Below are 13,660 nucleotides of genomic sequence, written 5' to 3' on the forward strand. Positions count from 1 at the left end.
CGTGTACAATTCACTGTATAGTCCTCCTTGGTCTGATTTTAGGTGTTGACACCCCTGCATCATACCAAGAGGGCTTTTTTCTTTCAAGTCCCCGAAAACCTTTCTAACAGGAATGCTCCTTTTTTACTTTCTTTTCTATTATACTTTCGCTTTAAGACTGTTTCTATGGCGAACTGCACTCCGATTAACTGAACAGCGCATAAAATTCTCCCTCATGCCTTTGACACGAGCATAAGGGAGAGGCAATATGTTTTACAACTTTTTTAATGAAACTTTTCCGCTATACGTCGAATAAAGACGAGCGAAGCGATGGCAATGAAAGCAAGAAGCGTTTCTACAATCCAAACATTTGAAATGACTTTCACTTGATATAACGCAGGGACGATATCAATTAATGCATGAATCAAAATGGCATACACCACGTAACGAAATTGTCCTTTCCGAACCCCATATAAAACAAGAAGCGAAAGCGCAACATGGATCGCTATCGCAAATGTTCGCTCGATACCACCTAATACATACATCCAATCAGGCTGATTTAATATCGTTTTGAGCATCTCCACTTGTGTAGCAGGGAGAGAGGAAGCAATTTGCTCAAACTGACCTGTTTGCACGAGATGAGAAATGACCATCATGTTCACGGCGCTAAAAGCACCAATAAGCACAGCTTCCATTCCTCCATGTCCTAAACCAAATGATAATCCATCTCCATACGTTCGATTGTTTTTTAACATGAAACGAAATCCGACATATCTTCCTATCTCTTCGAACACTCCAGCTGCTAAAGCTCCGTAAGCGACAAACGCCCAAACGCTACTTGTTCCTTTTAACGATGTGCCGCTCGGATCAATCACAAGTATATGCATGCCTTTCTCTAACACTTGTGAAAATAAAACAAAAATAAGCAAGCCGACACCGAACGCTTTCCAAGAAAGCCATCCTTTTTTTCGTCCATATATGATAAGTGCGAAAGGAACAATCAAAGAAAGAAACAATTGAACAAACATCCCAACCAAGTCGATCTCCCCTTTCATTTACGCGAAAATAAATACGACTGGATAAACAAATACATCGTGCCACCAAATACAATGATCATAAGAAAAATAAAGCGCCATACACTTGTTACAAATATCGTAAGCATAATCAACACACCCATGATAACAAACAATTTTCCTCCGACACGATGCGTTTTTTGCCAAACTTCTTCATTTTCTAGCGTCCAGGGGGTACGAATACCGAAAAAATAATTCGGTTTAATTTTCGGCATATAATTTCCAAGGACAATGAACAACATTCCAACTCCAATCGGCACAACGACATCGACTTGCACAGGAATTCCGATATTATACGCAAGCGTCACCACATGTATGCTAAATAAAAACAAAACAAATACATGTAAAAAAATGCGATATACTTTTTCAAATTTCTCGTAGTTTTCTTTGCGCGGATCCACTTTCGGCAAAAAGACGATGAGAGCAACAATTCCTGTTAACAAAATCGGAAATAATAACGCGCCCCACCATTTACTCATAAAGCCATCTGGTTCTCCTGCAACGTTCCAATGAATGGCTACCTCATTCGGCAAATACGGAATAGCTAATAAACTTAAGATATAGCTACATATAATGAGAAAAATAACAAGCGAATGCTTTTTCATGATTCATCACCTTCTTTTTGTAATATGTCATAAAACCAGCTCATTAAATCTTGGAACACCGTTGTGTTTAATGAATAATAAATATGCTGACCAACTCGGCGATCTTCCACTAAGTCGGCTTGCTTTAATATTTTTAAATGATGGGAAATGCTTGGCTTTTGCATATCAAAATGCTCGGCAATTTCCCCTGCTGTTAAGTCCCCTTTTTTTAATAAAGAAAGAATTTTTCTTCGGTTTGGATCGGCAATCGCTTTAAACGCTTCGTTAAATGACACGATGCTCCCCCACTTTCTATTCCATAGTTAGACGAATTTCTAAATATCAAGCAAAAATTAGATATTTAGATAAATTTCTAATTACATGATATTCCATATTGTGTTCTTCTGTCAATCCTCATTTCACGACAGAAGAAAAGAGGACCAAACAAGGTGCTCTTTATACGGGAACGCATGCTTCGTTCTAATAAAAACGCACCTCCGAACAACTGATACATCCATATAATATAGTTGACGCCTTAAATCACTAACGCCAACCCGATGAGCCTTCCGACATATTCCATAAGCTTGCCTTTAGTAAGACCCTCGGCATACAGATCATCAATCGCGATTCCAAGCAGTTTCGGCGGAATCGTTTCTATCATCCCCCCTATTATTAAGAGGGCAATGGCGATGACGTATCGTTTCCAATGCTGCTTAAAAAAGAAACGCAGCTTCCACAATACCGAAAACATATTGGATCATCCCCTTCGTTTGTTCATTATCATCTAACCGCTTTCCATCTCCCTATCTAACAATGTAAAAGATATCTATCACATTCCCATTGTGCATTCCTCCTTTAAATTTGTAGATGATAAGTTTTAAAACCATCGGTGCAACAAGCATTTCCGGTTTGTCAATTCTTCTTCGATCTGCCGGATAAGCCGTTCATGTTCGATCTCCTCCATCGTCCATTTTCGCCGTTGAATGGTGATGGTCACAAACCATAAATGGATCGTCATCGTCTTTCCCCCCCTTTCATCAATAAAAGCCGCGAGAGCAGAGAGTTCCCACGGCTTTAAGGCATAAAAAAGCCGCGGGAATGGCGCATTCCGCGGCTAAAAAACGAAAAAACGCCGCGGAAACAAACGATCTCCTTCCCGCGGCGTTCGTTGGACTATTTAAACGAAAATCACTGTAACAGGCTCGGAAGGTCGAATCGTTTGTGGATGTTTAGTTGTACGTGCTGTTCGTTTCATCATTGTTTTCATTTTGTTCATCCTCCTTCCGAAATCATGTTACGAAGTAAATTATATCCAAAACATGTAACGTTGTAAATGGTTTTATGGAAATTTTCTTAATTTATCGTTCCCTTCTGTTCGGTAAGCTGTAACCGTTGGCTCAATTTTTCTGTTTTTTTAATTTCCTGTTTCGTCTTTTGTTAGAACAAATAAATACGATCGCAAAAAAGAGAGGCATGACGTCGCCTATGGGCATTTTACACTTCCCTTTTTGTCGTATTACACCTATTTCACACAGAAACAACCTTCCACAGTGCACTCCAATTCATCGATTCTCCTCTTGGCAACTCCGCCTTCCCTCCGCTTAGAGGTTGGAAACTTCTTGCCTACTGCCGTTGAATAGAAAAGCGTGTTTGTTTGCTGTAAATATTAAATAAAATGCCGCCGAATACGAACGCCGCTCCAATGATGTGAGCGAGCTTCAACTGTTCATTAAAAAAGATCGTACCCATGATGGCGGCGGAAATGGGCATCACGTTAATGAAAATAGAGGCGGTCGAAGCACCTACTTTTTGAATGCCATTATACCACCAAACGAAGCTAATAGCGGAAACGATGACCGCTACATACAGCACACTCAGCCAAACATCCCATCCGCTCGCCTGAATGGACGTAAAAGAAGTGTAATGTAGCGCAAACGGAGCTAGAAAAAGCGTTCCAAAGCCTGTTGCGTACGTTGTCGATGCAAGCGGGCTATATTTTTTCATCGCAACTTTTCCGATCACGGAATATGTACTCCAGCTGAAACATGCCCCCACTAGCACAAGGTCGATGGGAGCGATGCCGATTTGGATGAGCACGGACGGATGGCCATTTGTAATGATATAGACAGCCCCAAATAAAGCCATCACCATGCCCAATATACTTTTTCCGTTCATTTTTTCCTTCAGAAATAGTGCGGACAATAGCGTAATTAACGGCGCATTGACGGCAATGACTAGCGAGCTTTTCACAATCGGCGCATATTTAGTGGCGATAAAAAAGAAAATGTTGTAGAAAAACACTCCTGTCAACCCAAGCAACGCAAACACTCCCCAATCTTTTTTCGTTGGGGTCGGAAGGTTCGGCTCTTTCCAATGCAGTAATGGAAATAAAATCAAGCTAGCGCCGAAAAAGCGAAAAAACGCAACGGAGACAGGATGCAAAGTGGCCGTTGCAATTTTTCCTGCGACAAAGGCACCACCCCAAATGGCAGCGGTTAAAAACAAAAGGATATATGTTTTCATATTTTTAGTTTCCATGAAAAATCCTCCCCGTCGTTCTTAAAAATTTTGTTATAATACATTCTACAAATAATTGGTCATAGGTGTTATCGATAATAATTGATACCGATCATCAATATTTTTGATAGGAGGTTGTTGTGTATGAACATCGACTATTTGCAGACGTTCCGGGAAGTAGCGAAATGGAACAGTTTTACGAAGGCTGGCGAAATGCTGGGATATGCGCAATCGAGCGTGACGACGCAAATTAAAAAGCTTGAAGAAGAATTTGGCGTTGTTTTGTTTGAACGCTGGGGAGGCAAGATTAAGTTGACGCCTGCCGGTGCGGAGTTGCTGGAGTATGCGAATAAGATTGTCAGTTTGCTAGATGAAGCGAAACAAATCCTTTCGGCACAGGCAGAGCTTACAGGAAGCGTATCAATCGGCACGATTGAGTCGGTAGCCGGGTTTTATCTTCCCCCGTATTTGCAAGCATTTAAACATAGACATCCGAAAGTCAATTTACTCTTGCAACAAAATATTTGCAAAAACTTATTAAAAGGCGTTAAACAAGGAACATTCGACTTGGCCATCATTCTCGATGAGCAACAAGAAAATCCAGATTTGCACGTTCAAGTACTTAAAAAAGAGCCGTTAGTGCTTGTGGCAAAACCAGATCATCCTTTCGCTCAAGTGGAGAAGATGAACTTGCAATCATTGGGCAATGAAAAGCTCATTGTCACTGAACAAGGTTGTAGCTATCGTAAAATTATTGAAGGTTTGTACCGCCATCACGGCATTCGTTTTGAATACACGATTGAATTGGGAAGCATTGAAGCGATCAAGCGCTGCGTCGCTTATGGTCTTGGCATTGCGTTTTTGCCGCTCATGGCGGTGGAAGCAGAGTTAGAAAAAGAGAAGTTGGTACGCATTCCCCTGCCATCGATGGAAATCAATCTATACCTTCAGCTTGTATACCATCGCAAAAAATGGTTATCACAGCCGATAAAACAGTTGATAGAGCTCTTCGTTCACATAGAAGAGGCGTAGTGTAGCGGAGAAAGGACTATCCCTTCGCCCTTCTTCCTCTTTAATAGTTTACATAATATTTTTATGGGAGATAAATTAATGGGTCGTCCGTAGGAAGATAGATTCATTTTTGCGCACCAATGTCTCTCATGTAACGAAAATGAAAAACCTTTACATCGTTAGCAGCAAGAGAAATAAACAAGACGTTTACCGATATTTTCCTTTGCCTCAATCGCTCTCCCTTCTCCGTGTGCGCCACCTTTTTTCCTACGCAATTCGTGCGAGCTTACGAGTCTTTTTCCTTCTTCTTAAAGAAACGTTTCGTATATTTTTGTACGGTTTCTTTTCCAACGAGCAGAGCACCTACCCAGAACAACACTTCCGCTGCGACAAGCGCAACACCGCCGATCGCCACCTTCATTTTCGTGGACATCGTGAAAAACGGAATGAGAAATGGAACAAGAAAAAAAAGTGTTGACAGTACGAGGAACGCCCAACCAATTTTCTTTGTCACAAAATACCCCCTCTAAGATCACGCACAACAAATGAGAAACATCAGGAAGACTAGACAGGCACGATATCACTTCAACTTCGTATAGGCGTCCAAGACATTATTTCACAAAGTTTCGTTATGCCGAAACGGTTGAAAAAACTTCGTAATGCACAGATAGTAAACAAGCGTGTAAGGAGATCCACCAGCGGCTTGTTCCATAGTAACCGTACTATATTTATAATTTTTCTCCAAAAATTGCACGTGACTTCCCGGCGGTACTATTCCCTAAGGAAGCTGAATGTCGCGCCAATCACTCACATTACATTGACCATATGTATTATCCCCTGCAGCTACCACCGTGCCATCTTGGTGAAGTCCGATGGTATGGGCACATCCCGCCGCAATTGCTACAATGTTATCCCAATCACTTACATTGCATTGGCCATATGTATTATTCCCAGTAACTACTACTCCCCCTTCTATCGTAAGTCCAACGGTATGATTACTCCCTATTGCTATTGCTATAATGCCTCGCCAGTCACTTACATTGCATTGGCCATATCGATTATTCCCTACAGCCACCACCGTGCCATTTGATGTAAGCCCGACAGTGTGGAGATAGCCTCCTGCAACCGCTATAATATCACGCCAGTCGCTTACATTGCATTGACCATATCGATTATTTCCCACAGCCACCACCGTGCCATTTGATGTAAGCCCGACAGTGTGCCAGTCACCCGCTGCAATCGCCACAATATCACGCCAATCGCCTACATTGCATTGCCCTTCAGTGTTTCGTCCAACAGCCACTACCGTTCCATCCGAACGAAGTCCAACGGTACGACGCCACCCCGCAGCCACCGCCACGATATCGCACCAGTCACTCACATCGCATTGACCATGCTTATTCCATCCAACCGCTACCACTGTTCCGTACGATTTAAGCCCAACAGTATGAGCATTGCCTGTATTCGTTGCCATATGAACATTCCCTGCCGCAACCGCTACAATATCACGCCAATCGCTTACCTCACACTGGCCATATGCATTATCCCCTACAGCTACTACCGTTCCATCCAATTGAAGCCCAACGGTATGGCGGCGACCAGCCGCTATAGTATTCATAGGTCGGCTTTTCATTTTTCATGTCGCTCCTTTCAGTGAAATATAATACCGTTTTTCCACTCTGCAAAAATAATCTTTACTCACTGTGCTCATTGAGCCCTGACGCTCAACGAGCACAAGTGCCAACAAATGTAACAGCTGAGGCTGGTTTTACAGATACTAACAAGAGAATAAGAGCAAATAAAAAGAAAAATCGGTTTTTACCTGATTAATCTTATGCATAAAAAATCATTAATGGTGTTTGCTTTCTAAAAATAGTTCAATATTTCACGCGGGGCAAAGTTTTTTGTTTTCTTCAACTCTTCCTTACCCCACCACTTTAAATCAATAAACGTATCCTTCTCTTTTTCAGTCATATTTTCAATCGATAATATCGTATCGGATTGAATAGTTATCTTATAATAAATCTCATGACTTATAAAAGAATCATTTTTTCCTTCAATGAGTACGTCGATTTCAAATAATGGCTTTTCATGAATATCACCAACAATGCCAAGCTCTTCATATAATTCTCTTTTCAAGGCTTCGATTGGAGTCTCCTTTTCCTTAACTCCGCCTCCGGGAGTTACCCATAACACATTGTTTCCTATGACATCTTTGAATTCGAATTTTTGGAGAAGAATTTCATTACATTCATTTACAATTATTGCTCTAGCACATTTACGTATTCGCATCAGGTTTCTCCTCTTTATTTTTGTTATAGAGGTAGACTCATTGTATTTAATTGATGTGCCGATATGCTTTTCGGCATTGACGACAATACCTCACTTTCTGAAATGTTGAGCGATCCTCTGGATGTAAAACTTTAAACGCCTCTAACTCTCCGTCGGTAAACGCTCTTTGATTACGATCAACATAAAAATCCAGCAGCTTTCCACCACATTTTAAACAATAATCCCGCTCTCTTCGTATAGCATAAATAAGCCCAAATACACTCATTACAATAATAAAAATAGGAACGAAAAAATTTAAAAACTTTTCCATTACTCTCAACCCTCAACTAAAATTACTACCTTTATCCTACATAAAAACTAAAAAAAACGCTGTCGAAAGTTGTCAGGAAAACGAAAAAGACAGCCGTTTTCTTTACTCCTGTCTTTTTCCTAAAAAATGCAATCAAGTTGTGCAAAAATAATAGAGGTACGTCCAACCATTCTATTTCGCTATTTTTTATTATTCATCCTCCATTCCTTTTCTTCTACTCTCCGTCATTTGTTTCCAAACAGATCCTTTCGCCGCTTCGCCACCTTCGATTCGTTCAATCGCCATTTTTACTTGCATGCTTACTTCAAATTCCGGGTCGTTTTCGGCCGCTTTTAATGCAGGCAAGACGGATTCATCCCCATTTTCATATAAAAACATCGCAGCACGCCAGCGAACTAATTTGCTTGCATCTTTTAGTGCTTCGACCATGACAGGAATTGCTTCCACGTCACCAATGTCAGACAAACAGTCACCGGCTGTACGCCGCACAGAAACCGCTGGGTCTTTTAGTGCTTCATACAAATACGGAAGCACACGTTTCCCACCAATCATTCCTAAGTAAGCTGTCGCTAAGCGACGAATTGCCACTTTCTCGTCTTTTAGCGCCTTTGCCAATACTGGCAAATCGGTTTCCGTCGGCTCTGCCATCTGTTCCAACGCGGCATACCGTTTCGTCCAGTCCGGATCTTCCAACATTTGTTCCGTCACTTGAACACTTGTTCGTTTTTGTGTTTTCGCCTGCTCGCCTTGCTTAAACATTTGTACGAACCGCTCGAGCCGCTCTGGCGGATAAGCAGCAGACAACTCTTCGACAATTTCAGCACCGATTTCTTCAAACGTTCCGTATCGAACGCCTTTTTCGATCCATTTTCGCTCCAAGACAATATTGCCCGCATGTTTTTGCGCTTCTAACACCGCATCGATAAACGGTTTTGGCAAACCAACCCGTCTCTCTTCTTGGCCGTCCGTTAACTTCACTTGCATCGGCAAGCCATACAACATTTGCACATACACTTTTACTTCGCCGAAATGATCGGTGTGCACTGCCCCATTTTCTTGAAGCTGTTCCACCTGTTCGCCAAACACTTCGCGCACCTTTGTTAAAATCCGTTTCCAATCATATTTCGCGTGCCGTTCGACAGCTAAAAAATCAGCCACATGGTAAATCCCTTTCACACCTTCGATCTTCAATAATTGTCGAATGATTTCAGGGGCCTGGTCAGCTTGCGTCGGTTTATAGTTATAGCTTGTGCCAAATGGAAGCTCTTCATCGAGCAACACTTTCATTGTATTGGGACTTGGTGTCGGTTCAATCGATTGAATTTTCATCCGCTTCTCTCCTATCCACTATGAAATACTGGTACGTGCATACGCAAAAAACACTCTATAACTTCATTAAAAAAGAAGAAACAAAGAAAAGCAAAAGTTTCGCTTCATACATAGACAAAACTTTCACCTAAAACGAAAGGCACCTCGTCTCGACTACATAATAAAATAACCACCTCCACCCACCGAGTTCGATGGAGGAGATGGTTTTAGTGACATGGTGCTAACTCCTTTCATCAATGGAGCAATTCCCATCCGTGCATGTTTTTCCTTCTTCTGCTAGCGATTGCAGCGATGATGACTGTTGTTCTTCCGTCCATATTTTCTCTAGCGCCTGACGGAATACTTCGACAGGCTGAGCACCGGAAATTGCATATTTTCCATTCAACATAAAAAACGGTACGCCGCGAATGCCAAGTTGAGCCGCTATCGCTTCCTCTTTTCGCACTTGTTCTGCATAACGCCCGCCAGCGAGCACCGCTTCTGTCTCTTGGCGATCCAGCCCCACAGATTCAGCAAGCGCAAGCAACACATCGCGGTCGCTTATTCGCTTCGATTCGGTGAAATAGGCATAAAACAGTCGCTCCACGACTTCATCAAGCTTTCCTTTTTCCTTCGCATATTGCGCTAGACGGTGAGCATCAAACGTATTAGTCGGCTTCATCGTTTCAAAACGGAGCATGAGACCAACTGCCTCAGCCTGTCTGCCGATATCAGCGTTTGCTCGCTTCGCTTCCTCCACTGAAATCCCATATTTTTGGGCAATGATTTCGTGGATGCTAAATGGCGTTTCTGTTTTCGCATTTGGATCCAACTCAAAGCTACGGAAGACGACTTCGACATCCTCGCGATGCGGAAAAGACTCAAGCGCCTGCTCTAGCCGACGCTTTCCGATATAACAAAACGGGCAAACAAAATCAGACCATACTTCAATTTTCATCGTTACACCTCGGTTTCCATTCTCCGATGCGGAGAGTGTTCTTATTCATTGTAACGAATGCATCATTTTGTCTTCAAATGATTTGTTTGAGATATGATCGACAAGCGACAGACACAATAATATCATTGGAAATAGGGAGGGATCTTTAAACAACCGATCATGATCCACCGCCATATATGCACCTCGCTTTCCACTTTGTTGCATATTTTCCGACAAAAGCGGCGATGTTCCTGCTTTGGAAATGGAAAAGCAGAGAGGAGGGCACTCTGTTTCTATGAAACTGCGACAATCTTCTGAGCGTGACAAGCACCATATGAAGATCGTATAATAGAACAAAATCCGCATGGAAAGGAGGAAAATCATGGATTACAACGAAAAAGTGCGTCAGCAACTAATCCAAAGCGTTTCCAGTCTATCAGACGAACAGCTGAATACCCGGGTGACGGAAGGGAATTGGACCATCGCTCAAGTGCTTGAACACCTGTACTTAATCGAAACATCGATCGCTACTATGATCGCCCATACGTTAACGTACGGCGTCAGCGAGCCGGTCGAGAAGAAACCGATCCACTTGACCATCGACCGTTCTAAAAAAGTGGAGGCGCCTGATTTCGCCCGCCCGAGTGATCGCTTTTTCTCCCGACATGAATTGGAAGAAAAATTGGACCAATCGCGACAACGGTTGCGCAAAGTCGCTGAGCAAGCCAACGAAGCTGACTTGGAAACCAAATCGTTCTCACATCCCGTTTTCGGACCACTAAATTTAAAGCAATGGGTGGAATTTGTCGGCTACCATGAACAGCGCCATCTCTTGCAAATTGAAGAAATCAAAGCCCATCTGTCCTAGAACCGGAGCTGACCCAAAAGTGCGCTAAAAAGCAGACTTTTGGAATCAGCTCCTTTCCCTCTCTTCCTATATCCCTTTTCATTCGGGGCGTGACAGTGCACCGTATCATTCCTCTTTCAACAGCTGCTTCACTTCCGCTAGATCTGTTACGTTTACGATGTCTTGTACACCCATCCCTTTCCCGACATCGTTTGGACAAGACGCTTCATCCCCTGTCTCATCCCTTGTTTGATTCCTTGTTTCATTCCTTGCTTCATCCCTTGTTTTATCCCCTCTTCTCGTCCTTTTTCTAACGCTTTTTGTTCATACGAAATAATTAACCCCAACACTTGTTTTTTTCTTTCGTTTCCATTTCATTCACCTCGTTTCGTAATTGCTGTTCTTCTTCGTCTGACAGTTGGACATATGTTTCAAAAAAACCGATGAACAATCGTTACTTTGCTTCGCCTAATTCCATTCGCACCATCATGCGTAAAAATTGCTTCTTTAGCTCTACTCGTTCACTCTCAGGATATCCCTTGCTTAACAAAGCAGCGGCGATTGGGTTGTCGTAGCGAATGTAATCACGCCAGTTTTGCTTGCGCAACTCCACAGTAAGAAATCGGAATTGGAGTACATCGAAAAACGGAAATTGGAGCGTAAACGAGGAAGGTTCATGGCGAAGATAGTCGTAGCTAAATACGGCAATCGGCAACATACGCTTTCGGTATTTTTCAAACAAGCGGCTAAAGTAAATAAACATTCGTTCGGGAAACAACGGCTGCACGTAGCTTTGATTTTCGATATGGACGATAATCAAGCCATCTTCCCCTTTTAATTTTGTTTCCACCAGCACATCGACGCGATACTTCTCCCCCGCCGTCACATCGGTAAACAATTCCTCCGACAAAAACGACACATGCTGAAAGTCGATATGCTCATGCACATGCGGGAAAAAGAGAAGAAGAAACTCTTCAAAAAACGTTGTAATCAGCTCCTTAAACAATCGATCATGGTCAACCGCCATATATGCACCTCGCTTTCTGTTTTGTTGCATATGTTCGACAAAAGCGGTATCATTCCTGCTTTGGAAACGAGAAAGCAGAGAGGTGAACTCTCTGTTTTTTGAGCTTTTGAGCGTGATAGGTACCATAATCAAATAAAAATGGTTTCACCTGACTGTCAAGTTTTCCTGCGAGTAATCTGGCTCTCTAACCAAATGTTACATCATTTTTCCATGCAGTTATATGATGGAATAATTTCTTCCGCGTCCTTCAATCTGGTCTTTATATGCTATAAGTGTATTTAGCATTGTATTAGGATAGTTCACTTTTCCTCTCAACTCTTTCAATGATTTTGGGGAATGTTCGAGCATTACTTTTTGGATGCGTGTCATTTCTTGCACATCGTACTCCGCTTTATAGGCCATAAAAGGCGATACATAATCACTTATGTTCATGGAAGTAAGCTCTTCGCTGCCTGTCCATTTGTATAGCTTTATTTGTTTCTGGAATCTACTAAGGTTATCTTGCTCGATCAGAAATCTATATATGAGATCGCTTTTTATTTTGGAAACATTTGATTGTTCGAGATAATTTTTTTCTAGCAAAAATACAACAATCCCCATAAAAGTATCGACTATTTGCAAAGGAATGGATTTAGCTGAATCTTGAGACATTACACGAACCACTCGATAGTTTTTGTTTCTATAGGCAGAGTGGGCGTTCATCTGTTCAATAATTTTATGTCCAAGAAAAATCTCATCATACTCGTCGTTCTGATCCACTTTAATTTTAACTTTAATCATTTCATCATTTTCACTAAATTCGGATAAATTTCTGGTCACACCATAGAACAGCCTCTCTGGTATCTTTATATAAAATAAATTTCTCAACTCAGTAGTAGTTAATCCTATCCTTTGCGCAGCATATAAGGCATCCTTATTATTAACGATAAGAATGTTTATTTTTACATCCTCATTGATAACTGTATGGAGAGTTTGAAAGTATTTTTTTACATGGTTGTCTTTAGTATACTCACGAAAGTGTAATTCACTAAAGGATTTACATTGTTTAAATATGTCCCGAACTTTTCTAACAACTTTTGCCATCGATATATCTGTACTTCCATAAGCACCATAATAAGAATACTCAACGTCAAATTGGTCAATTTTATTACTCTCATCAAAATAAATCAAGTAGTACATAGATTGATGTACACCTCTTTTTCTTATTCAATCGATATATTTTTTTACCAAACTCTATTGACTAAAAAAATTTTATGACTTATATTTATTTACAACAAGGTGTTATTTTCCCCGCTACCGTTTAGGCAGGGCTGATAGCACAAAAGTTCGGCAAGATAGCTTTTCCCCGCTACCGTTTAGGCAGGGCTGAGCTATCTTTTTTTGCACCTAACCATGTACAAAGAGTGATAATAAATGCAAAAAGCGTTACGATCTTATCCTTTGATTTCGTATGATTTATGATAACTATTCATCCCCTTCATAGAATAGGAAAAGCTTGTGAAATCGCATTTATTCCTGCTTCCCTTATCTATACTAGTACCATTCGAGACGAGGAAGGTGAACAAGATGGCAAAAGGTGCTTTGGATTTCCAACAAGCGGTTTTTACACTCGAAAGCATGGTTACATTATATTGAACGCTCTCCCACCTACGCGTACGCTTAGAGGTGGGAGATTCTTGAGAACACCAGCCCCACGGCATTTTTTTTACCAAGCCATCCCCGTGCGTCCCACGGTTGGGCTGCCGCTACAACGACAGCAAACGAAGTCCTTCATT

15 protein-coding genes and 1 pseudogene are annotated in these 13,660 nt (G+C 41.6%); 2 read left to right on the forward strand and 14 right to left on the reverse strand.

What is annotated here, in order from left to right; genetic code table 11:
* Positions 1–263: 263 nt before the first annotated feature.
* From K1I44_RS11235 to K1I44_RS11260, 6 genes are all read right to left on the reverse strand, one after another.
* Entirely contained in the window at positions 264–1,034 is a 771-nt protein-coding gene (locus tag K1I44_RS11235; protein WP_219986164.1) for a YhfC family intramembrane metalloprotease, read from the reverse strand.
* Positions 1,031–1,657: an SdpI family protein gene (locus K1I44_RS11240; protein WP_219986165.1), complete on the reverse strand. Its 627-nt coding sequence runs from the start codon at positions 1,655–1,657 to the stop codon at positions 1,031–1,033. Before K1I44_RS11240 ends, K1I44_RS11235 begins: the two co-directional genes overlap by 4 nt.
* The gene (locus K1I44_RS11245) at positions 1,654–1,932 is read right to left on the reverse strand and encodes an autorepressor SdpR family transcription factor (protein ID WP_219986166.1); all 279 of its coding nucleotides are present in this window, start codon (positions 1,930–1,932) and stop codon (positions 1,654–1,656) included. The genes K1I44_RS11240 and K1I44_RS11245 overlap by 4 nt, the downstream gene beginning before the upstream one ends.
* A 239-nt stretch (positions 1,933–2,171) precedes the next feature.
* Positions 2,172–2,387, reverse strand: a complete 216-nt coding sequence (locus K1I44_RS11250) for a hypothetical protein (protein WP_219986167.1) — start codon at positions 2,385–2,387, stop codon at positions 2,172–2,174.
* Between the two features lie 126 nt (positions 2,388–2,513).
* The gene (locus tag K1I44_RS11255) at positions 2,514–2,654 is read right to left on the reverse strand and encodes a YrzI family small protein (protein ID WP_183182930.1); all 141 of its coding nucleotides are present in this window, start codon (positions 2,652–2,654) and stop codon (positions 2,514–2,516) included.
* Between the two features lie 605 nt (positions 2,655–3,259).
* Positions 3,260–4,174: a DMT family transporter gene (locus K1I44_RS11260; RefSeq protein ID WP_219986168.1), complete on the reverse strand. Its 915-nt coding sequence runs from the start codon at positions 4,172–4,174 to the stop codon at positions 3,260–3,262.
* A gap of 123 nt (positions 4,175–4,297) precedes the next feature.
* Here K1I44_RS11260 and K1I44_RS11265 point away from each other — a divergent pair, with 123 nt between their 5' ends.
* Complete coding sequence (locus tag K1I44_RS11265) at positions 4,298–5,185, forward strand: LysR family transcriptional regulator (RefSeq protein ID WP_219986169.1); 888 nt, start codon at positions 4,298–4,300, stop codon at positions 5,183–5,185.
* A gap of 265 nt (positions 5,186–5,450) precedes the next feature.
* On the opposite strand, the gene K1I44_RS11270 is transcribed toward K1I44_RS11265, so the two are convergent.
* From K1I44_RS11270 to K1I44_RS11295, 6 genes are all read right to left on the reverse strand, one after another.
* A complete protein-coding gene (locus K1I44_RS11270; protein WP_219986170.1) occupies positions 5,451–5,678 on the reverse strand; it encodes a transporter suffix domain-containing protein in 228 nt (75 codons plus the stop codon).
* Between the two features lie 264 nt (positions 5,679–5,942).
* The gene (locus K1I44_RS11275) at positions 5,943–6,797 is read right to left on the reverse strand and encodes an RCC1 domain-containing protein (protein ID WP_219986171.1); all 855 of its coding nucleotides are present in this window, start codon (positions 6,795–6,797) and stop codon (positions 5,943–5,945) included.
* Between the two features lie 233 nt (positions 6,798–7,030).
* The gene (locus K1I44_RS11280; protein WP_219986172.1) at positions 7,031–7,456 is read right to left on the reverse strand and encodes an NUDIX domain-containing protein; all 426 of its coding nucleotides are present in this window, start codon (positions 7,454–7,456) and stop codon (positions 7,031–7,033) included.
* A gap of 46 nt (positions 7,457–7,502) precedes the next feature.
* Positions 7,503–7,766, reverse strand: a complete 264-nt coding sequence (locus K1I44_RS11285; protein WP_219986173.1) for a hypothetical protein — start codon at positions 7,764–7,766, stop codon at positions 7,503–7,505.
* A gap of 189 nt (positions 7,767–7,955) precedes the next feature.
* Positions 7,956–9,095, reverse strand: a complete 1,140-nt coding sequence (locus K1I44_RS11290; protein WP_219986174.1) for a conserved virulence factor C family protein — start codon at positions 9,093–9,095, stop codon at positions 7,956–7,958.
* Positions 9,096–9,315: 220 nt separating this feature from the next.
* The gene (locus tag K1I44_RS11295) at positions 9,316–10,032 is read right to left on the reverse strand and encodes a DsbA family oxidoreductase (protein ID WP_219986175.1); all 717 of its coding nucleotides are present in this window, start codon (positions 10,030–10,032) and stop codon (positions 9,316–9,318) included.
* A gap of 361 nt (positions 10,033–10,393) precedes the next feature.
* Here K1I44_RS11295 and K1I44_RS11300 point away from each other — a divergent pair, with 361 nt between their 5' ends.
* Entirely contained in the window at positions 10,394–10,879 is a 486-nt protein-coding gene (locus K1I44_RS11300; RefSeq protein ID WP_219986176.1) for a DinB family protein, read from the forward strand.
* Between the two features lie 105 nt (positions 10,880–10,984).
* Here the strand turns inward: K1I44_RS11300 and K1I44_RS11305 are convergent.
* Positions 10,985–11,885, reverse strand: a pseudogene (locus tag K1I44_RS11305) (Rpn family recombination-promoting nuclease/putative transposase).
* Between the two features lie 216 nt (positions 11,886–12,101).
* The gene (locus K1I44_RS11310; RefSeq protein WP_219986177.1) at positions 12,102–13,064 is read right to left on the reverse strand and encodes a DUF3800 domain-containing protein; all 963 of its coding nucleotides are present in this window, start codon (positions 13,062–13,064) and stop codon (positions 12,102–12,104) included.
* Positions 13,065–13,660: the final 596 nt, after the last annotated feature.

Origin of the sequence: Anoxybacillus sp. ST4 (assembly GCF_019448545.1) — a bacterium.
Classification (GTDB): domain Bacteria; phylum Bacillota; class Bacilli; order Bacillales; family Anoxybacillaceae; genus Anoxybacillus; species Anoxybacillus pushchinoensis.